General features: G+C 43.0%; 13 protein-coding genes and 1 tRNA gene. 8 read left to right on the top strand and 6 right to left on the bottom strand.

What is annotated here, in order from left to right; translation table 11 throughout:
* The coding region (locus VIP81_RS25230; protein WP_331967798.1) for an FtsX-like permease family protein at positions 1-1,584 on the top strand (1,584 nt) is incomplete at its 5' end.
* 95 nt (positions 1,585-1,679) lie between these two features.
* Here the strand turns inward: VIP81_RS25230 and ygiD are convergent.
* The 4 genes from ygiD to msrA form a co-directional block, all read right to left on the bottom strand.
* The gene (gene ygiD / locus VIP81_RS25225; RefSeq protein WP_331967796.1) at positions 1,680-2,501 is read right to left on the bottom strand and encodes a 4,5-DOPA dioxygenase extradiol; all 822 of its coding nucleotides are present in this window, start codon (positions 2,499-2,501) and stop codon (positions 1,680-1,682) included.
* Between the two features lie 38 nt (positions 2,502-2,539).
* Positions 2,540-2,950: an Rrf2 family transcriptional regulator gene (locus VIP81_RS25220; protein WP_331967794.1), complete on the bottom strand. Its 411-nt coding sequence runs from the start codon at positions 2,948-2,950 to the stop codon at positions 2,540-2,542.
* Between the two features lie 60 nt (positions 2,951-3,010).
* The gene (locus tag VIP81_RS25215; protein WP_331967793.1) at positions 3,011-3,433 is read right to left on the bottom strand and encodes a hypothetical protein; all 423 of its coding nucleotides are present in this window, start codon (positions 3,431-3,433) and stop codon (positions 3,011-3,013) included.
* Positions 3,434-3,742: 309 nt separating this feature from the next.
* Positions 3,743-4,390: a peptide-methionine (S)-S-oxide reductase MsrA gene (gene msrA / locus VIP81_RS25210; RefSeq protein ID WP_331967792.1), complete on the bottom strand. Its 648-nt coding sequence runs from the start codon at positions 4,388-4,390 to the stop codon at positions 3,743-3,745.
* Positions 4,391-4,819: 429 nt separating this feature from the next.
* Between msrA and VIP81_RS25205 the strand changes: the two genes are divergently transcribed.
* The 6 genes from VIP81_RS25205 to VIP81_RS25180 all read left to right on the top strand — a co-directional run bounded on the left by VIP81_RS25205 (position 4,820) and on the right by VIP81_RS25180 (position 14,616).
* Positions 4,820-6,931 carry an endonuclease MutS2 gene (locus tag VIP81_RS25205; protein WP_331967790.1) on the top strand — a complete coding sequence of 704 codons (2,112 nt, stop codon included), beginning with the start codon at positions 4,820-4,822 and terminating at the stop codon, positions 6,929-6,931.
* A 110-nt stretch (positions 6,932-7,041) separates the two neighbouring features.
* Complete coding sequence (locus tag VIP81_RS25200; RefSeq protein ID WP_331967789.1) at positions 7,042-7,929, top strand: helix-turn-helix domain-containing protein; 888 nt, start codon at positions 7,042-7,044, stop codon at positions 7,927-7,929.
* Between the two features lie 345 nt (positions 7,930-8,274).
* A complete protein-coding gene (locus tag VIP81_RS25195) occupies positions 8,275-9,468 on the top strand; it encodes an efflux RND transporter periplasmic adaptor subunit (RefSeq protein ID WP_331967788.1) in 1,194 nt (397 codons plus the stop codon).
* Between the two features lie 137 nt (positions 9,469-9,605).
* Positions 9,606-12,770 carry an efflux RND transporter permease subunit gene (locus VIP81_RS25190; RefSeq protein ID WP_331967786.1) on the top strand — a complete coding sequence of 1,055 codons (3,165 nt, stop codon included), beginning with the start codon at positions 9,606-9,608 and terminating at the stop codon, positions 12,768-12,770.
* Between the two features lie 41 nt (positions 12,771-12,811).
* The gene (locus VIP81_RS25185; RefSeq protein ID WP_331967785.1) at positions 12,812-14,227 is read left to right on the top strand and encodes an efflux transporter outer membrane subunit; all 1,416 of its coding nucleotides are present in this window, start codon (positions 12,812-12,814) and stop codon (positions 14,225-14,227) included.
* 304 nt (positions 14,228-14,531) lie between these two features.
* Positions 14,532-14,616 (top strand) — tRNA-Ser (locus tag VIP81_RS25180).
* A 180-nt stretch (positions 14,617-14,796) separates the two neighbouring features.
* Here VIP81_RS25180 and VIP81_RS25175 read toward each other — a convergent pair.
* Positions 14,797-15,003, bottom strand: coding sequence for a hypothetical protein (locus tag VIP81_RS25175; protein ID WP_331967784.1), 207 nt, complete (start codon positions 15,001-15,003; stop codon positions 14,797-14,799).
* Positions 15,004-15,064: 61 nt separating this feature from the next.
* The gene (locus VIP81_RS25170; RefSeq protein WP_331967782.1) at positions 15,065-16,531 is read right to left on the bottom strand and encodes a recombinase family protein; all 1,467 of its coding nucleotides are present in this window, start codon (positions 16,529-16,531) and stop codon (positions 15,065-15,067) included.
* Positions 16,532-16,750: 219 nt separating this feature from the next.
* Between VIP81_RS25170 and VIP81_RS25165 the strand changes: the two genes are divergently transcribed.
* Entirely contained in the window at positions 16,751-18,727 is a 1,977-nt protein-coding gene (locus VIP81_RS25165) for a DUF4365 domain-containing protein (protein ID WP_331967781.1), read from the top strand.
* Positions 18,728-20,400 lie beyond the last annotated feature (1,673 nt).

Here is a 20,400-nt window from a genome sequence, read left to right as displayed (position 1 = left end):
TCCAACGGAAACATTCTTTATATCTACATTTTTCTTTGTATAGGGCTGCTCACATTGCTGATAGCCTGTATCAACTATATGAACCTTGCTACGGCGCGTGCTACGGCACGTGTAAAAGAAGTGGGGGTGCGTAAGAGTATGGGGTCCGGAAGAGAGGATATTGCCAGGATGTTCCTGACAGAGTCGATGTTGCTCACCTTCTTTTCTGCTATGGTGGCTATGGGACTGGTAGCGATGTTGTTGCCCTGGTTCAATGCGTTTACGGAATCACATATTATACTCTGGCAGTTTGGCGTGGCTAAAACACTGGGCGTGATTGCACTGTTGTCCGTGTTAACCGGCTTGCTGGCGGGTATTTACCCGGCTGTATTTATGTCGGGGTTCCGGATTATCAATTCCTTAAAAGGTAAGCTGGGAGGCGGTAGTCATGCCGGCTTCCGGAAAGGGCTGGTTACCTTTCAGTTTGTGATTGCGATTGTATTAACGGCGAGTACGATGATTGCGTATGATCAGTTGCAATATGTGATGCAAAAGAACCTGGGGTTCAATAAGGAGCAGGTGATGTCTTTTCATTTGCCTGATCAGCAGATGCGTAACAAAATTCCTGCGTTGAAAGAGCAATTGTTGCGTAATCCGCTCGTACAGCAGGTGGCAGCGGCCAGCAATCCGATTGGAGGAAATAATATTGGTGGGCATGGCTTTTTCTTTGAGCAGTCGAATGGCAGCATTTCGGAATCTTCTGTGATTGCCCAGAATTATATGATAGATGCAGATTATCTGAAAACATTGGGTATCGCCATTGCGCAGGGGCGTAATTTTTCTGACACCGGAGCATCGGATCAGCATCATGCAGTACTGATCAATGAAACACTGGCGAAAACGTTGCACTGGGATCAGCCGATAGGGAAGCGGGTACAGTTTAAGATTGATCAGGCAGGCACTCGTGTAGAGCGTGTAGTGGTGGGCGTTATGAAAGATTTTCACATTTACTCCCTGCAGCATAAAATAGCGCCGCTGGTGCTGGAGTTACCGCCTAATCAAGGTTTTCAGGATAATGTATATGTGAAAGTAAGCAAAGCCAATGTGCCTGCTACGGTAGCCTATATAGAAAAAGTATTTCATTCTTTTGATCCGGCGCATAATTTCAATTATAGTTTTATAGATCAGAATTTTGCGAAGCAATATGCGGGAGAGCAAAAACAGGAATTTATTTTTATGTTATTTGCGATGCTGGCATTATTCATCGCCTGTCTGGGACTCTTTGGGCTGGCTGCTTTCACGGCGGTACAGCGCACCAAGGAAATAGGTGTGCGTAAAACGTTGGGAGCTTCTGCCGGCAGCATTGTAAAATTGTTTTCGAAAGATTTTCTGCAGTTGCTTTTGATAGCTGCTGCGCTGGCCTTCCCGATTACCTGGTGGATTATGGATCGCTGGTTACGTCATTTTGCCTATCATACGGGCATTAGCATCTGGGTATTTGTATTAACAGGCGGCGCTATTGTGGTGGTGGCATTGGCAACGGTCAGCTTCCACGCCCTGAAGGCGGCGCTGGCCAATCCTGTAAAGAGTTTGAGAGCAGATTAATATGGTTTGAAGCAAAAGGCTGAAAGCATAAAGCAAAAAGCTATGATAGCGAGTAATGATACGCTACCATAGCTTTTTGCTTTATGCTTTCAGCTTTACGCCGTTTTAAAACTGCGCATGCTAATGCTGCCGTTTTGTATTTCTTCGTAAGTAAATTGGATTTCTTCATTTTTATTTACCAGGCCGAGGGTATAGATCATAGGAAGATAATGATCATTGGTAGGGATAGACAATTGTGCTTCCCTGCCCAGGTCCTGATAATTCACGAGGTCGTTGAAGGCGTTTTGTTCCAGCTTTTGTTTCACGGTAGCATCGAAGGAAACTGCCCAGTCAAACGGCTTCGCGTTGTCGGTAAATATTACCTGCCGGAGATTGTGTACAATGTTGCCGCTACCCATGATGAGTACGCCTTTGCTGCGCAGGGCTTTAAGTTCTGCCGCCAGTTTGAAATGATACTCCGGTGGCTGATGATAATCGATGCTCAACTGGAATACGGGAATATCCGCCATAGGATACATATGTTTCAATACCGTCCAGGAGCCATGGTCGAGGCCCCAGTGGTCATCTTCTATTACGTTGGTGGAAGTGATGAGCTGTTTGGTGGCTCTGGCCAGTTCCGGTGCACCCGGAGCGGGGTATTGTACGGCGTACAATGCTTCGGGGAAGCCGCCAAAATCATGGATGGTTTCCGGTTGTGGGCTTACCAGCACATGTGTGCCTTTGGTGAGCCAGTGGGCGGAAATGACAAGAATAGCGCTTGGTTTTTGTGGCAAATCCTGTCCCATTTTCCCGAGGCTACGGGTAAAAGCGTTGTCGCTGATGCCGTTCATAGGATTACCATGGCCGATGAACATGACGGGCATCTGGCTGGTACTTTTAAATTCACTGGTAATATTTCTGAGATCGTTGAGATGCATGCTATTCCCTCCTGGCAGCAATGCCTTTGATGATGAAATTATCCGAACTGGCCTAAGAAATCAGCCAGACTCATTTTTTCTAATTTATGCAGCAGGGCACCTTCAATTTCCACATAGAGGTGATCGAGGTGCTGTTTGATTTGTTTTCCTACCAGGCAATCGGGGTTGGGATTGTTTTTGCTGTTTCCCAGCAGGGATGCCTGTTGTACGGCATGATATACTTCTGACAGCTGAATTTTTTCCGCTGGTTTGGCCAGGGTGGCTCCGCCGTTTTTCCCTTCTTTACTTTCTATCAGTCCGTGGTTACGCAGGTTGCTGATTTCCTTGCGTACCAGTACTGGATTGATGTTAATGCTCCCGGCAATATAGTCAGACGACAAGAGTTCCCCTTTCGCGCTGGCCAGCAGCGTGAGTATATGCAGTGATATGGGAAATCTTCCGTTGTTCATTCTGTAATTGTTGTTGTTACAGTACAAAAGTACGATAATCCACCCAAATGGAAAAATTTCTCAGCGGCTGGTGAAGAAGTAAACGATACTGGCAATAATCAGCACCAGTATAATCAGCACGATTACGCAGCCGTTTTTATTGGGTTTTTTCACGGCGCTGCTAAGGCCGCGGGCGTTCAGAAGGTCTTCCACGGCGTCTTTAGCTTCCTGCAGACCAATTTTATTACCGGGTAGCTTATTCATTTCAACCAGGTAGTATTTGATGCCCATTATTTTGCCGGCTTTCATACAAAGCTGCATCGCTGCTTCTTCGATATTACGTTTGGCTATTTTATTTCTTTGGGTAGAAGAGGCGTAGTCGGCATCGGAAGTTACTTTTTGGCATCGTTGGCAGACCATCAGTACGTGGAATGGGTCTTTTTCCGGAATAGTGCGTATGACATCGGTGCTCCCACACCAGGGACAGGTTAGTTCAGTGCTCATTAATGGTGGAACTTTTTATTTTACTGCTGTATAAGTTAATAAAAGTTTTTTAGCTTTTACCTTTTGGCTGATGGTAAATCCAATAGAGGGCGTAATATAGGCTTTTTACGGGTAGGCTGTAGCCGTTAGTTATAGCTGTTGTATTTTCCCGCCAAGGCGCAAAGCAGCAAAGCAACAAAGCGCGATGATAATGTAATAGCTTGTTTTATAGCAGATACACTATCATCGCGCTTTGTTGCTTTGCTGCTTTGCGTCTTTGCGGGAAAAAAATATACTTTCTGGTCAACCCATCAATTTCTTTCGCGCTGTTTACAATCCCTTCTTCAGGTGTCCGGCAAACGCTTTTCTGAATTTCTCCAGTTTAGGCTTGATCACAAAGGTGCAGTAGGGCTGCGAGCCGTTTTGGTTATAATAGTTCTGGTGATAGTCCTCCGCTTCGTAGAAAGTGGCCATGGGCGCTATTTCTGTCACGATTGGTTTGTCGTATGCACCGGAGTCCTGCAGTTTTTTCTTGTATAACGCTGCTTTCTCTTTCTGCTCTTCGCTATTATAGAAAATCACGCTGCGGTACTGGGTGCCTACGTCGTTGCCCTGTCTGTTTAGCTGGGTAGGGTCGTGGCTGAGCCAGAAGGCCTGCAGCAGCTCTTCGTAGCTGATTTTAGCCGGGTCGTAGGTAACCCTGATCACTTCTGCATGTCCGGTGGTGCCGGTGCATACCTGTTCGTAGGTAGGATTAGCTACGGTTCCGCCGGCAAAGCCGGATTCCACTTTAATAACGCCTTCCAGTTCCTGAAACTGGGCTTCTGTACACCAGAAGCAGCCGCCTCCGAAGGTGGCGGTGGCGGTTTTTTGATCTTTGCTTACGTCCATATCACCAGGTACTTTGTCTTTGTTACTTTGGGCACAGGCAAAAAGCGCCAGTGCGATCAAACAGATGAAGATTGAATATTTGCGCATAAAAATAAAATTTTAAAGATGCAGTTTTTTTCTATATAACTCAAAATCAGCACTGTAGAGGGATTGCAGTCTATCTGAGCATCTTTATATTATCTGCAGTCATTTTAATTTACGTAATATATGATGCAGGAGTACGACAAGTTAAGTAACTTTAACATTCTTTTGGAGTTTCCAGGAACCCGTGGGGCTTCAGGGAGGCCATATAAAACATACGTCAGCAGCAGCAGAATAGATATAATAAGCCGGACTTAACCGGATACGTTTGATAGCATAATGACAAATAAGATGAACAAGAATTAAGATTTCCCGGATAAACGCTTTCCCCGCCACCTTGATGGCAGCGCTTTTACGCGCCCTGATCGTAAACATTTTACGCAGACACAAACAGCCGACGACTGTTTGTGCCTTCTTACTTTAAATAAAGAACACTTGAAATATTTTCCTGAATCTGCGTTAATGCAGTTGGAATTCGACAAAGTACAGGCATTGCTGCAAGAGCATTGTAAAACAGAACTCGGCAAGGAAATGGCCGCAGAACTGCGCCTGCACACGCATATAGATTACGTTAAAACTGCCCTCCAACAGGCACACGAATACAAGCAACTTACCCTGTTGCAAGAGAATTTCCCGAATGATTTCATCCTGAACCTGAAGAGAGAACTACGCCTGCTGTCTATCGAAGGCGCCGTACTTACCGGGGAACAGGCCATGCTGCTGCGCAAATTGTCAGAAAGCATGCACAGTATTGTTCGCTTTTTTGATCACGACCGTCGTACGCAGTACGGAGGACTTTTTGAGGTGATCAAAGACACCCATTACGAAAAGAAGATCACCGCCACCATTGATGAGGTGCTGGATGAACTGGGACAGGTAAGGGATAATGCTTCCCAGGAACTGGCCAAAATCCGGATGTCGCTGTTCCGCAAACGCACGGAGCTGCGCCGGGTATTTGACCGGATTCTGCAAAAGCTGCAGAAGCTCAACTACCTGGCCGACCAGGAAGAAGCTTTCCTGAATGGGCGTAGGGTAGTAGCCATCTATGCAGAAAATAAGCGGATGGTAAAAGGACTTATTCATGGGGAATCAGATACCCGTAAAACGTCCTTCCTGGAGCCGGAAGAAACAATAGAGCTCAATAATGATATACAGTCGCTCGAAAGAGAAGAAGGCCGGGAAGTATACCGTATCCTCAAAGCCATGACATCGGCGCTGAGCGGTTATTCCGGATTACTAAACAGTTATCATGAAATACTGGGCACCTTCGATTTTATCCGTGGAAAAGCCAAGCTGGCACTGGATATGGATGCCAATTATCCGATGTTGCTGCCACATGCCCAGCTACACCTGATACAAGCATATCACCCGTTGCTGTTGCTGTATAACCGGAAAAACAAGAAGCCTACCATTCCTGTTAATATTAACCTGGATAAGGATGCGCATATCCTCGTGATCAGCGGACCTAATGCCGGTGGTAAAACGGTGACCCTGAAAACCATCGGGCTGATACAGCTGATGTTGCAGTCAGGATTGCTGGTGCCGGTGCATCCATCTTCCCAGATGGGCATCTTTAAACAACTGATGATCCATATCGGGGATACCCAATCGCTGGAGTTTGAGTTGAGTACTTATAGTTCTCACCTGAAAAACATGAAGTATTTCATGGAAAACGCCAACGGCAAAACGTTGTTCTTTATAGATGAACTGGGTAGCGGGTCCGATCCTAACCTGGGTGGTGCTTTTGCGGAAGTGATCATGGAGGAACTGGCCAAGAAACATGCGTATGGTGTAGTGACCACGCACTATCTTAACCTGAAAGTGATGGCCAACAAAGTAAAGGGCATCATTAACGGGGCGATGGGCTTCGATGAAGAAACGTTGCTCCCCATGTACAAACTCATGGTAGGTAAACCAGGAAGCTCCTATACCTTCTCTATAGCAGAACGTATTGGCTTGCATCCTTCGCTGATTGCCCGTGCCAAGAACCTGGTGGATGAAGGACATTTTCAGCTGGATAAATTGCTGAATAAAGCCGAACAGGATCTGCAGAAAGTAGAGAATAAGGAAAAGGACCTGCAGAAATTACTGAAGGAAAACGAGCGTTTGAAGAAAGAGTACGAGATCCTGGCAGATAAAGAACGCAAGCAGCAGCAGTATACCTTGTTAAAATTACAGAACCAGATTAAGGAAGATGACCTGCAGTATCTGAAAGATATGGAGCGGAAGCTGAAGCAGATTGTGATAGAGTGGAAACGTGCGGATGACAAGGAGAAGGTGATGAAACAGGCTGAAATACTGCTGTTCCGTCGCCGCGAAAAACAGCATACCGAGCAATTGAATAAAAAGGTGCAGGACAAGTTCCTCGAAATCAAGGGCCAGATAGAAGTAGGGATGCAGGTGAAAATTGTGACCAACCGGCAGGTGGGCAAGGTATTGGAGATCCGCGACAAGCGCGCCATTGTGAAGATTGGTAACATTCCTATCAATGTGAAGTTGAGTGATCTGGTACTGGTGCAGGAAAAGCCGGCAGAGAAGGTAGATTAAGGAGAGGATATAGAAATTATCTATACGCCGTATAGTTGGAGCGAAGATACTTAAACAGCTACCTTTACTTCATCAATACAAATAGTGGTTACCGATAAAGTATTAAACCAATGGAAGTATTAGAACGCGTTGTAACACGAATTTCAGACATACCGGTTTATAACTGTGATTATGCAAATGGCGCCAGCTTTTTCATGGGAGAATGGAATGGTAGCGAAGTTTGCGTGGGGGATATGTATGTACCTCACCGTCACAACGGATATAGTATAGATATATTGATCAAGGGCCGCATACGGCAGTCTATTGATTTTAAGAATTACGATATGGAGGCGCCTGCGCTGATGTTGATGGAACCTAACCAGGTGCATCAGCATGAGATGAGTGCAGATGCTGAGCTGATAAATATTTACTTCACTAACGACTTCCTGGTACCCGAAATGCTGGGAGTTGTTAGTTGCTGGCGTTGTGTATTCAGTTCCGGGATGGTGCCGTTGAATAATGAGCAGCTGGAAGAAGTGCTGTCTTATGCAGATTTGATCCGGAAAGAGTATAATAGTAATAAGCTACGCAAAGAAGCGATTATCCGTAATCTGCTGAATGCATTTGTGATTGCCTGCGGACGAATTTCTGAACCATCCGGTAACTGGATGAATGCGGAGAGTTCGCAATATAATATGGCAAGACAGTTTAAGATACTGGTGGATCAGCATTTTCATGAGAAAGCGCAGGTATCTGACTATGCAGAAATGTTGTACGTTTCACCGGGACATTTAAATGATACGGTAAAAGCTTTACTGGGAAGGAATGCAAAATTCATCATTGATGAAAAACGCATTATGGAAGCAAAGCGGCTACTGTATTGGGGTGAGCACTCCATTAAGCAGATTGCAGCGCAGTTGAATTTCGAGGATGATGCATATTTTAATCGCTTTTTTAAGAAGCATTCAGGTTTCACTCCGGCCTCCTTTCAAAAGAGTATCCGTGAAAAGTACAATTAAACCCGTAATAATTTAAACGCCCGTTAACATTAAATATCTATTTTTGCATGGTGTTTAAAATAATGATGTCGCCCGTGCATCATTCAAAATTTGAAAACCGATGAGAATTTTTTAGCGGCCGACCGCACACCTTCATTTTCTTTTTTACAGTAGTAACATATTGCTGTGCTCAGACGTATAATGTGCTGTAACATTATATGCACCTGGGTGTTGCGGGGCTATCTACCTGTATAACCACAACCCGATTGCTGTCATTGATATTGATTGCTGCGAAGCAAGGCTGCTTTTTATTGGCCTGAGTCGCAACGGGGGATTTTATTTTTAGTCGTCAAAAAAAAATGTAGTATGAAACCATTGAAATCAACATTAACAAAACTGCCGGCAGGCCTACTTTATAGCTTTATAGTTCTTTCAGTATTGTCTGCATGCAGTACATCACAGGCAAAAAATGAGGCACCACCACCCGCATCTTTACCTGTAATTAAAGCAGTTACATTACCTGCTACAACGTTTCAGGATTTTTCTGCTTCGGTAGAAGGAACCCGTGATGTTGAAATAAGGCCACAGGTAGATGGCTACCTAACGAATATTTCAGTAGATGAAGGTGAGTACGTTAGAAAAGGTCAAACACTTTTCACGATCGACAGGAGACCATATGCAGAGCAACTCAACAATGCTACTGCAAATTTACAAGCTGCAACAGCGGCCTTAGAGAATGCACAAATCAACGTTGATAAATTGAAACCGCTACTTAGTAATAATGTGGTATCGGATGTTCAATTAAAATCGGCCGAAGCAAGTTACAATTCAGCGAAAGCTAGTGTTGCCCAGGCACAGGCCCAGGTAGAAACCGCCCGTATCAATCTTGGGTTCACAAATATCAGCGCACCTAGCGATGGTTATGTAGGTAGTATTCCCTTTAAAACGGGAAGCCTTATCAGCAGAGGAATGGCAGGCGCATTGACTGTTATTTCTGAAGTAAAGGATATGCGCGTTTATTTTTCTTTGAGTGAAACCGATTTCCTCAAATTCAAGGAAAAATATCCAGGTAATAGTGTTGCTGAAAAAGTAAAAGGAATGCCAGCGGTAGAATTAATCCTGGCAGATGGAAGTGTTTATCCTGAAAAAGGAAAAGTTGAAACAGTAGAAGGGCAGTTTGACAAAACTATTGGTGCAATTAGTTTACGTGCCAGCTTTCCTAATGCACAGGGAGTACTTAGAAGCGGTAGCACCGGTAAAGTCAGAGTACCTACTTTACATGCTGCTGCATTGGTAATTCCTCAGGAAGCCACGTTTGAATTGCAGGACAAAGTGTTTGTTTATACAGTGGCCGATAGTAATAAAATCGTTACAAAACCACTAACCATTTCCGGCAAAACGTCTAATTATTATTTTGTTACTGATGGCGTAAAGGAGGGGGATAAGATTGTATTATCTTCTCAATCTACCATGATGACGGGTGGTTTAAAAGACGGCGTTGTTATTCAACCACAGATGGTATCTATAGATAGTTTGTTGAAAGCAAAGCCATTGCTTTAAAAAAAATAAGCGTGAAAGCACGCCAGTGCTAAGAACGTTTACACAAAACATTATTCAAATTGTGACGCAGGCAGCGTTGTTATACGCATGCGCTGTTTGCGTTCGTGCGGACATACCGCAACCCATAATTGTTATTTATGTTAAAACGATTTATTGAAAGGCCGGTGTTATCAACGGTTATTTCTATCATATTGGTTATACTGGGAGGGTTATCTTTATTCTCCCTGCCTACGGCTTTATTTCCCGAGATTGCGCCGCCATCTGTACAGGTGATAGCCAATTACCCTGGCGCCAACGGGGAGGTGATAGCCCGTACAGTTGCTACCCCGATAGAAGAATCGGTAAATGGTGTGGAGAACATGACGTACATGACCTCCAATTCCAACAACGATGGTAGCTACACCCTGACAGTGTATTTTAAACAAGGAACGGATCCTGATATCGCGGCAGTAAACGTACAAAACCGCGTATCTAAAGCTAATAGCCAGCTACCTCCCGAAGTATTACAAGCCGGGCTTTCTACACAGAAAGTGCAGAGTAGCTTCCTGATGTTTGTGGCGATATATAGTGAGGATAGCGTTAAGTATAACGAACTGTTCTTAAATAACTATGCAAGAATTAATGTCATCCCTCAGTTACAACGTATACCAGGGGTGGCACAGGTACAGCCATTTGGTTCAAAAGATTATTCGATGCGTATCTGGTTGAAACCCGACAGGCTTGTTGCTAATAATCTTTCTACCACAGAAGTGATGAATGCGATCAAAGATCAGAACGTAGAAGCTGCACCAGGACGTTTGGGACAAAGTAGTAAAGAATCTTTCGAGTATATTATTAAATACAAGGGAAAGTTAAATAAGCCTGAAGAGTATGAAAATATGGTGATTAAGGCAAAGAGCGATGGTTCTGTTCTTCGTCTTAAGGATTTGGCCAGGGTTGAACTTGGTGGCTATACTTATACTGCCTCTAATTTGCTCGATGGCAAACCGGCTACCGGTTTTGGTATTTTGCAGACACCGGGTTCCAACGCCAATGAAATTCTTACCGAACTGGAACGACAGATTGGAGAATTTGGAAAGGCGTTACCCGATGGTATGAAGTTTAAGATAATGTACAACTCGAAGGAATTTTTGGATGCATCTATCGACCAGGTAAAAGAAACACTGATCATTGCGTTCATTCTTGTGGCCATCGTGGTTTTCATTTTCCTGCAAGATCTGCGCTCTACATTGATCCCGGTAATTGCTGTTCCTGTTTCGATTATAGGTACCTTCTTCTTTTTACAATTATTCGGCTTTAGCATTAACCTCCTTACATTGTTCGCATTGGTACTGGCTATTGGTATTGTGGTGGATGATGCAATTGTGGTTGTAGAAGCTGTACACTCAACGATGGAGCGTGAGCATTTACCGGCAAGAGAGGCAACAGTGAAAACGATGAATGAGATCTCCGGTGCGATTGTTTCGATCACATTGGTAATGGCAGCAGTGTTTGTACCAGTGAGCTTTGTACAAGGTCCTGCAGGCGTATTCTATAAACAATTCGCCTTTACACTGGCTATTGCTATCGTTATTTCTGCGGTGAATGCGTTAACGCTAAGTCCGGCGTTGTGTGCTTTATTCTTAAAGAACCAGCATATAGGCGAAGGTGGAAAGAAAAAAGGCTTTGGTGCCCGCTTCTTCGATGCGTTTAATACTGCTTTTAATGCAATGACGGCAAGATATATACGGAGCATCAAATTCCTGTTGAAGAACAGGTGGGTGGCCATTACCGGATTATTGCTTGTGGTGGTGGCTACAGTTTGGCTGATCAAAACAACACCTACCGGGTTTATTCCAGATGAGGATCAAGGGTTCGTAGTTGGTATTACCCAAACGCCTCCTGGTAGTTCACTGAGCAGAACGGAGAATGCAACGAGCCAGATTAGTAAAATTACGATGAAAGATGAGGGTGTGAGCGATGTATGGGCTGCAAATGGGATGAACTTCGTAACTAATGCGAACGCTTCCCCTAATGCTGCAATATTTGTAAGGTTAAAAGATCGTAAGGAGAGAGGTGCTGTAAAAGACCCGACTGCTATTGCAGGTGGTTTGTTAGGCAAATCAATGCAAGTACATGATGCCTTAACTTTTTTTGTTGGTTTTCCAACAATACAGGGTTTCGGTAATGTGAGCGGGGTAGAAATGATGTTGCAGGACAGAACAAACGGATCGCTGGAAAAATTAGCAGGAACGGCATGGGGTTTTGTAGGCGCATTAAGTCAGCGGCCGGAAGTGGCAAGTGCGTTCACTACTTTTAATACGGGTAATCCACAATACACAATTGATATAGATGATGTAAAAGTGAAACAATTGGGTGTATCTGTTGGTGATTTGTTGAATACGCTGCAAACGTATTATGGTAGTAGTTTCGTTTCAGACTTTAACCGTTTCGGGAAATATAGCCGCGTAATGGCGCAAGCCGATATTTCATACCGGATGGATAAAAGTTCGTTGGATGCTATTTATGTAAAGAACAACCTGGGAACAATGGTACCGGTAAGTACAGTGGCCAAATTCACACGTGTATATGGCCCGGAAACAGTTACACGAAACAACCTGTATAGTGCTGTTACCATTAATGCTACACCCAAACCAGGTTATAGTACCGGTGATGTAATTAAAGCCATTGGAGAAGTATCGAAAAAGGCATTGCCACAAGGATATGCCTATGAGTTTACGGGTATTACGAGGGAAGAGATAAGAGCAGGGAACCAAACTGCGTTCGTGTTTTTATTGAGTGTATTGTTCGTATTCTTCCTGCTGGCTGCACAGTATGAAAGCTATATCCTGCCACTGGCAGTAATCCTTACTGTACCTACGGGTATATTAGGTGTATATAGTTTCATTGGCTTTAGCGGCATAGAGGGCAATATCTACGTACAAATAGGTATGATCATGCTGATAGGATTATTGGCTAAAAATGCGATCCTGATTGTGGAGTTTGCCATACAACGGCGAAGGGCGGGTTATACGCTTGTTCAGGCGGCTTTGGAAGCAGCACAGCTTCGTCTTCGTCCAATATTGATGACTTCCTTTGCCTTTATTGTTGGTATGTTGCCATTGATCTTTACACAAGGTGCATCTGCGAAAGGCAATCATTCAATTGGCTGGAGTACTGTAGGTGGCATGTTGACCGGGGTGGTCCTCGGGGTATTCATCATACCTGTGCTGTTTGTAATTTTCCAGTTCCTGCAAGAGAAAATCGGCCGTAAGCCGATAGGGGAAGTGGAAGCAGTACATGAGACAAAGCTGGTACACTAAAACATTAGCATTATCTATTATTAGAATCAGAAAAAAGACAAATGAAAACAAGATATAGCTCATTTTACTTTTTGTTGTTCTCCTTAGTTGTAGGGTTAGCAGCATGCCGGGTTGGCCGCAATTACGAGCGGCCCCCGGTGGCGCTTCCCCAGCAGTTCGGAAACGTTGCCCCTTCAGATAGCAGCATAGCAGAAATAGAATGGAAGAAGTTTTTTACAGATGCCACCTTACAGCAGTTGATCGATAAAGCCATTACCGGCAACTATGATCTGCAGCTGGCCGTTAAAAGAGTGGAAACAGCACAAGCCTATCTGAAACAGGCGAAAGTGGCCTGGTTGCCGTCTTTTAACGCGACCGTATCTGCCAGCACCAACTTTCCCTCCAAGAACAGTTTTAATGGTTTGAACCTCTCCGTGAATAACCTGGGGGATCATATCGAAGACTTCAACATTGGTGTGGGAATGTCGTGGGAGATAGATATCTGGGGCAAAATACGTCGACAGAAAGAAGCCGCGCTGGCTAATTATCTGCAGTCGTATGAAGGCGAACATGCCGTACAAACAGGGCTGGTATCGGCCGTAGCCAGCAGTTACTTTAATCTGCTGATGCTCGACAACCAGTTAAGTATTGCCCGCAGAAACCTGGAACTCACAGACACCATTGTACAGATGATCCGTTTACAGAAAGCTGCCGGCGAAGTAACGGAGCTGGGCGTACAACAGGCCATTTCACAGCAACAGGTGGCAGAACTGCTGGTACCACAGCTGGAACAAGGTATTGCGATCCAGGAAAATGCCCTGCGTATTTTAACTGGTGAACTACCGTCAACGATTACACGTAGCAGTAAGCTGAGTAATTTCCAGGTAGCCGATTCATTGCCTACAGGTATCCCAGCAGCCATGATCAGCCGCCGTCCGGATGTACGGGCTAACGAAATGGGATTGGTGGCCGCCAATGCCTTAGTAGGGGCTGCACAGGGCAACATGTATCCTACGCTGACCATCACCGGCAGCGGCGGACTAAATGCCTTCAAGGCCAGCAGCTGGTTTAATTTGCCTGCCTCCTTGTTTGGTACTGTAGCAGGTGGTTTAACACAGCCTATTTTCCAGCGTCGTGCATTAAAAACACAACTGGAAGTCGCGAAAATTCAGCGAGAACAGGCGGTGATCACCTTCCGGCAGTCAGCATTGAATGCTATCGGAGAGGTGAGCGATGCCCTGGTGAAACTGGATAAAGTGAAAGTACAGCAGGAAATTGCCACACGGCAGGTAAATACCTCACAACTGGCGGTACAACAGGCCCAACTGCTGTTCCGTAGCGGTATGGCTAACTACCTGGAAGTGATCACTGCACAGGCACGTTCACTGCAGGCAGAACTGGGACAAGCTGATATTGATCGTCAACGTTTAAGTGCGATGGTAGATTTGTACCGTTCACTGGGCGGTGGCTGGAAATAATAAGTATACTATCCTTTAGGGGATAGCCGGAAATAGTTACAATAGACAGCAGGAGTTACAATACTACCTTTTAACAGGTAAGAGGCACTAATGACAATGCTGCCTGACGGCAGATGGGAATAATTAATGACGAATTACGGATTAAAGCGAAGGCCAACAGACGATTTTTTGAACCAATAAATAGTGCTTTAGCTCCGTAATTCGTCATTTGAAATTTACAAGCCCCGCTCTGGTGGCCGATCTAAAAAATTTCTCTAAAAAATTTTTTTATTTTCAATTCCTTTTATACTTTTGCGTCCCACACGGAGAGTTGGCAGAGCGGTCGATTGCGGCAGTCTTGAAAACTGTTGACTGTAACAGGTCCCGGGGTTCGAATCCCTGACTCTCCGCTTAAGGAGACGATCAATTTTGATCGTCTCCTTTTTTTATGCAGGCAACAAATTGATTCTCAATATTTTGCTTGATCGCTTTGGAGACGAAAATGGAGTTCGATAATAGCTCAGAAATTCTTAGACAAGGAATGTCTTACAATAAAAATTCAATAGGGTGGTTGATTTCAGATGTTCGATTTATTCTTCAGGCTCCAGTTCCAGGCAATCATCCTTTCTTTTTTGCGTGTGATATGTCTTTGCAACGAGATAGAGAAAATCCAATATTAGTTCGGCCTTTTCTCTGTTTACCTGAATGCCGTTGCGGTGTAGAAGCCGTATAGCTTGATCCACTGAAACTTTTCTGGTTGAGAAAATGTCTGGTTTTTTATAAATAAACTGGCTCATATTCTTATCATTTTATTTGAAAGTGATCAAATAGATAGAAACGAGAAAGAGGAGTAGAATTTTATTTCTGGTATTCAACAATCAGAGATAAGACTTCATTAATTTTTAAGGAATCAATATTTACTGTAGATAGATTTATTGAAGTTGGTGTAAATAGGTTTATGATATCTCGTTTTCCCTTTATATCCTGTTCTCTGTAAGATCGGAAAACATTGAAATTGACATCTGGCCACAAATTATTGTTTAGATCGCATCCAACCAGCTTTTGGGTGATCCTATTTAACTGATAGTTTAACTGGCTCACTATCTCATTGTTTTCCTTTTTCAGCTTACTGAAATCATCAAAATCGATCTTCTCGTCCAGAAAGTATTTTCTAGCCTTTGAGATATAAAGTTCTTGTTTTGAGATGGCATTCAGTATTTTCTTACGCTCATCAATGTGTTCACTGCGGCATGTAAAAGTGTTTTCATCTTCTAACACGAGACTGAAGAGTTCATAGACCTCAGGCTTAAGGTGTATTTTCTTTAATTTTTCTTCATAGTCTTTATTCAACATTCCTGCCTTAAATCTACCCTTACACCTGTATCCTGCACAATGATAGTAAGGATGTTTTGAGCACTTCCCCTGTGACACACTTCCAGTTAACGTGCGGCCACACCACGGACAGGACAAAAAGCCTCTCAGCGGGAATATGGACTTTAAAGCATCTTTATTCCCCCTCTTGTTTCGGGTTTTAGTTATTATAAGCTGAACCTGGTGGAATAAGCTTTCTGAGATTAAAGGTTCATGAATTGATCTAACAAACTGTTCTTCTTCGTTCCTATTTGCCGGGATTTTAATGACTCCGCAATACATTGGATTATGTACAAGTTTCCAAAAGTTGTTCTTTCCGCATTGTAATCCATTTATACAGGCCATTTTTCTGACCTGGCTGATCGTAAGCGTTCCTGTTGCCAGTTGCTGAAATGACCATTTTATAAGATCTGCTTCTGGTTGTTTGGGCATAATAAATTTTTTACCATCAGGAGCTGTCTGATTCGAATAACCTATAGGCGCTCTACCAGGCCATCGCCCCAATTTCTTCGCCCTCCGTATGCCATCGGAGGTGGTCAATCCACGCCTGCTGTTCTCTGCTTCAGGTATCGATAAATAAACGGCGAGCATAACGATACTTTCAGGTACCTCAAGATCGATTGGTTGATCTATGGCCATAGGCTGAACATTCATATCTTTTAACATTCTTATCATTTGATAGGCGTATTCAATGCTCCTGCTAAAGCGATCCCATTTTATGAATAATATGTTTACTGGCTCTCTATGGGTCTCTCTACGGATTTTTTTAATGAGCTTTTTCCATTCAGGACGATTAAAATCTTTTGCGGAATAATCTTCGCGATATATTCCCTTAATCTTGATCCCATAAATTTCACAGTATTTTATAAGACGTTCCTCTTGTTCTATAAGAGAATAGCCTTTTCTTTTTTGTTCATCGGTGCTTACCCGAACATATAAATAGGCAAATTTCATGGCAATGAATTTTTTAACTAATTTCAGCCATCTGCGTTATATGGTATTCACCAAAATCATACGCCCCATGAAAAAGCAGAAAATTAATGCGAAGACTCCCTAATGGCTCGCCACTTTGGAACCTTTGATATTGAAGAATTACCGGAGATGGTGTTAATCTCACAGCCGGATTTTATAAACTGCTCATTATCAATTAAAACAAGTATAAAATTATACTGAATGCAACAAGATCTTCCGCAGAACCATAGGAACCATGTGTTAGCAAGGAAATCTGTCAGCTACTTCAACAGGTGCCTGCCAGAAGAATTTATCGCGGAGGAACCAAAGAATGATTATGGAATCGATCTGAATGTAAGCATTTCCATAAATGGACAAGTAACCGGTCTGAACTTCTCCGTCCAAATAAAAAGTACGGAACGGGCAGAACATGAAAGATATGCGAAACCTCTACTGGAACGCTATACTCTTAACTATTTAAAGACGCGTCTTGAACCTACGATGCTGGTCATGTACGACGCCGAGGCAGATGAGGCATATTGGAGCTGGTTATCAGATTTCGATATTGATTACGCAAAGTTGAAGGAAACACGGACGTTCTCTATTCCAAAATCCAGAAAGTTGAGCGAGTGGAACAAAGATGAGATCATCAATCATGTACAGCAGATATTTAATGCCAAAAACTATCTCAGTGAGGTAGACGTAAGGGCTATCGACAGCGAAGACGAACTTCGTGCTTGGGCTGCATACCGGCAGCATGATTATGAACAGTCGGCTTATTTGTTTAGAAAATTGATGGATCAGACGGATCAGCGATATGGTGTACATCAGGCTTTGGCATGGAGTTATTATCACCTGTTTCGCTACAAGGAAGCATTGTACACCATCAATTATCTGATTGATATTGAGGAGACGCGGGAAAGCCTAATAATTAAAGGTTGTATACTTGCGGAATATGGAGCAGCCGATAATGATAAGGGCAAGGTATTACAGGCCCGTAATATCTTTAAGGAACACCTCGATATCGATGATAATGCCTTGATGTTGTACAATTATGGCAATACTTTTTATTCATTGGGCGAATATGAAGCCGCTACGGAACAATTTCTGCGAAGTCTGGACAAAGATCCTATCCAGCCCCAATGTCTAAAAAACCTAGGGACTTCTTATTACCATCTTGATCTACATGAGAAAGAGTTGGAGTGTTATGACCGTGCCCTTGATATTGATCCCGACTTACCACAGGCATTATTTAGCAAGGGTGTAACCCTAGCACAGGTTTACAAAAAATACGCGGAGGCGCTTGAACTCTTCAATAAGGTTCTGTCGTACCGAAACGACCTAATACAGCAATATGTGAATGGTTTGTATTGGGTAGCAAGATGTTATGAAGAATTGGATAACCTGGAGATGGCATGGAAGTGGGTAAACAAGGGGCTAAATTACGAGGGCAATAACTTCTATCTGCTGCAGTTCAAAACGGACTTGTTAGGTCGGCATTGGAAAAAAGATGATACCTGGCGTAAACGGTCGATTGAGTTTTTTAACTATCGAATTGAATTGAATCAGGATAACTTAAGCATATATTACCTGATAGGAATATATGATTACGACATGAGGCAGGCCGTTGATTTTTTAAAGGATAAGTTGGTCCTATATAAAAGTATTGATGTAGATGACCTGGAGCAGCTACGCGTAGATCTGAAAGACATTAAAGATACATTGATTTATGTACCATACTATGCGCAATTCAGGTCTGTTTATATACTTCAGCGCTACGTAGATCATTTAATTTCCCCTCATTATTCTATATCCTCGCAGTTTTGGGATTTACTGGACGTAGTATTTTGTATTGCATTTAGCAGGGCAGTACATACTGCAAAATCCAGTACTGATGTAGTTGACTTGGGTAAAGCATTATACGATATAGTTAATACATTTATGCCGCTCATGGTTAACTTTTTATTGCCGGAACAGGATTATGAACATGAAGCTGTTGCAGAAATAATTATAGTTGGAATTCCGGGATTTTTAGATTTGATACACCGGGAGATTGGCGCACAGAGTGGGTATATTACTGTCAACTTGGGATTGCGAACTATTGATCCTGATGAATACTTTACGGAGGAGGGCCAAAAGCAACTGATTGATGGCGTAACAGCGCAATTTCTAGTTTGCCTCTGTGGGCCGGATGAATAGGTGGGGCCGCGAGTGCATTATTTATGCTAGATTAAAAAAAAGCCGGCAGCAAACATTCGAGCCGACGAACAGAAACTGCATATAAGGGGGGAACGAAACGGACAAGGCGGCGAGCTACAAGTTTTGAGGGAACGAATATTGGGAATAGAAGAACTAAAAAAAGTTAAATCGAATAAAAAGGAAAAATGAACTTGGTGTTTTGGTGCATTTCCTCTTTCTGGCAAAAGATGAAATACCCGGTTATTATGAGCAGTTCATGCTCCATCAGCGGGAAGCATTTGGATTATAGCCAGCTAAGCAGCGAGAGTAAATATCTACTGACATTCGTGAGCGAAAATCGAGTCTCGGTTTCAAGGCTGGACTTTTTGTAAACTCCAGTGGTTTGAAGTACGCCTGTTTGTGAGAGCCGCGTATGCGATTATGGGGCATCCCCGGTGAATTTTTAATAGATTTGTGTTTTTCTTTGATCACTAATCCACAGAAAATCAATCGCAGATATTGGATTCCCCATCATGATTTTAAAAGGAACAGAAAAAAATCAGTCCTTTACCATCTCAGTTGCAGAAGTTTTTAGAGTCGCTTCTCCCTCACCAAAACAGGACGCCTGATAAGTGGCGCTATTCATTTGAATTAAGGTGCTTGAATTATAACCACTACTAGTTTTATTTAATGGTAGTTTAATCGGCATGGTCAAATGAAACCCCCTGACCAGCCAATTGCAAAACCCTTCTCTGTTATTACTTTTTACAGGGAAAACATAATTATAAGGTCTGATATTTTGTAGATTTCTATAATCAATCTTTGTTGACGGGTATTGTATTCCAGCCATCCTCACATATTCTTGACTTACATATTGTAATAAAAGCTGAGAAATAATGTATTCTGGCTTAAAACTCACATCGGGTTCTTTTGCTTTACAAAGGCAAGCAACCACCAGTGGAAAGTGATAAATGAAGAATTAAAGATTCTGTAATTGAAATAGGGGTATTGTTTCCAGGAATGGGATATCAGAAATGGATTGCTTTTTCATGCTGCCCGGCGATGCTGCTGGCCAAAGGGTGCTGAACAAAGGAAATCAAAATCGATGGTACTTTTTCTTTGGACTAGTGTATTATTGTTTTTAATCCAGATAGAGGTTCGATTGATATGATGAAAAATTTTCCCATGATATTGAGTAGGCCAGCGTTTAGTGTATTTTGAGGCAAATACAGGTTTAGTCGAAGTGGAGAGGAACTTATTTTGCCGAAAGTAGCTGACATTATAGAAAATTCAGATACTCCAATAGCTGATCGTGAACTCGCCAGGAAATGGCTTCATCTATAGAATAACGAAAATTTAGTCTGCTTATACTGGGAATTTCCCCCTGTAGATTTCTTCGTAACCGATGGGATTGTGAGGATTATTTTCCTATTTTTAATATTTTACCATGTTCAAATTTATTTACTTACGTATAAAAATTTCGGAGCTATCTGAATGCAGAGGTTGCACTGGACCATAAACAATTAATCATAGGTGAGAATAACATAGGCAAATCAGTTTCCTCAGGACCATCCAACTCGTTCTTGAAAGAATTTTTCGGATAATGATAGGCAGTTAAAAGAATATAGCAACTTTTTCTGCCAGAAAGTTAATAAGTTTAGATTGATGTCTATGATGAAACTGTAAATCCAACT

Origin of the sequence: Chitinophaga sp. (assembly GCF_036566945.1) — a bacterium.
In the GTDB taxonomy this organism is placed as follows: domain Bacteria; phylum Bacteroidota; class Bacteroidia; order Chitinophagales; family Chitinophagaceae; genus Chitinophaga.
Note: the sequence above shows the minus strand (reverse complement) of the source record. Positions and strands in the feature narration are given on the sequence as shown.

What these genes read in the sequence shown, in the direction of transcription:
- ygiD (WP_331967796.1), bottom strand. Translation starts at nt 2,501, where the DNA reads ATGCATCTCAACGATCTCAGAAATATTACCAGTGAATTTAAAAGTACC.
- VIP81_RS25220 (WP_331967794.1), bottom strand. Translation starts at nt 2,950, where the DNA reads ATGAACAACGGAAGATTTCCCATATCACTGCATATACTCACGCTGCTG.
- VIP81_RS25215 (WP_331967793.1), bottom strand. Translation starts at nt 3,433, where the DNA reads ATGAGCACTGAACTAACCTGTCCCTGGTGTGGGAGCACCGATGTCATA.
- msrA (WP_331967792.1), bottom strand. Translation starts at nt 4,390, where the DNA reads ATGCGCAAATATTCAATCTTCATCTGTTTGATCGCACTGGCGCTTTTT.
- VIP81_RS25200 (WP_331967789.1), top strand. Translation starts at nt 7,042, where the DNA reads ATGGAAGTATTAGAACGCGTTGTAACACGAATTTCAGACATACCGGTT.
- VIP81_RS25195 (WP_331967788.1), top strand. Translation starts at nt 8,275, where the DNA reads ATGAAACCATTGAAATCAACATTAACAAAACTGCCGGCAGGCCTACTT.
- VIP81_RS25190 (WP_331967786.1), top strand. Translation starts at nt 9,606, where the DNA reads ATGTTAAAACGATTTATTGAAAGGCCGGTGTTATCAACGGTTATTTCT.
- VIP81_RS25185 (WP_331967785.1), top strand. Translation starts at nt 12,812, where the DNA reads ATGAAAACAAGATATAGCTCATTTTACTTTTTGTTGTTCTCCTTAGTT.
- VIP81_RS25175 (WP_331967784.1), bottom strand. Translation starts at nt 15,003, where the DNA reads ATGAGCCAGTTTATTTATAAAAAACCAGACATTTTCTCAACCAGAAAA.
- VIP81_RS25170 (WP_331967782.1), bottom strand. Translation starts at nt 16,531, where the DNA reads ATGAAATTTGCCTATTTATATGTTCGGGTAAGCACCGATGAACAAAAA.
- VIP81_RS25165 (WP_331967781.1), top strand. Translation starts at nt 16,751, where the DNA reads ATGCAACAAGATCTTCCGCAGAACCATAGGAACCATGTGTTAGCAAGG.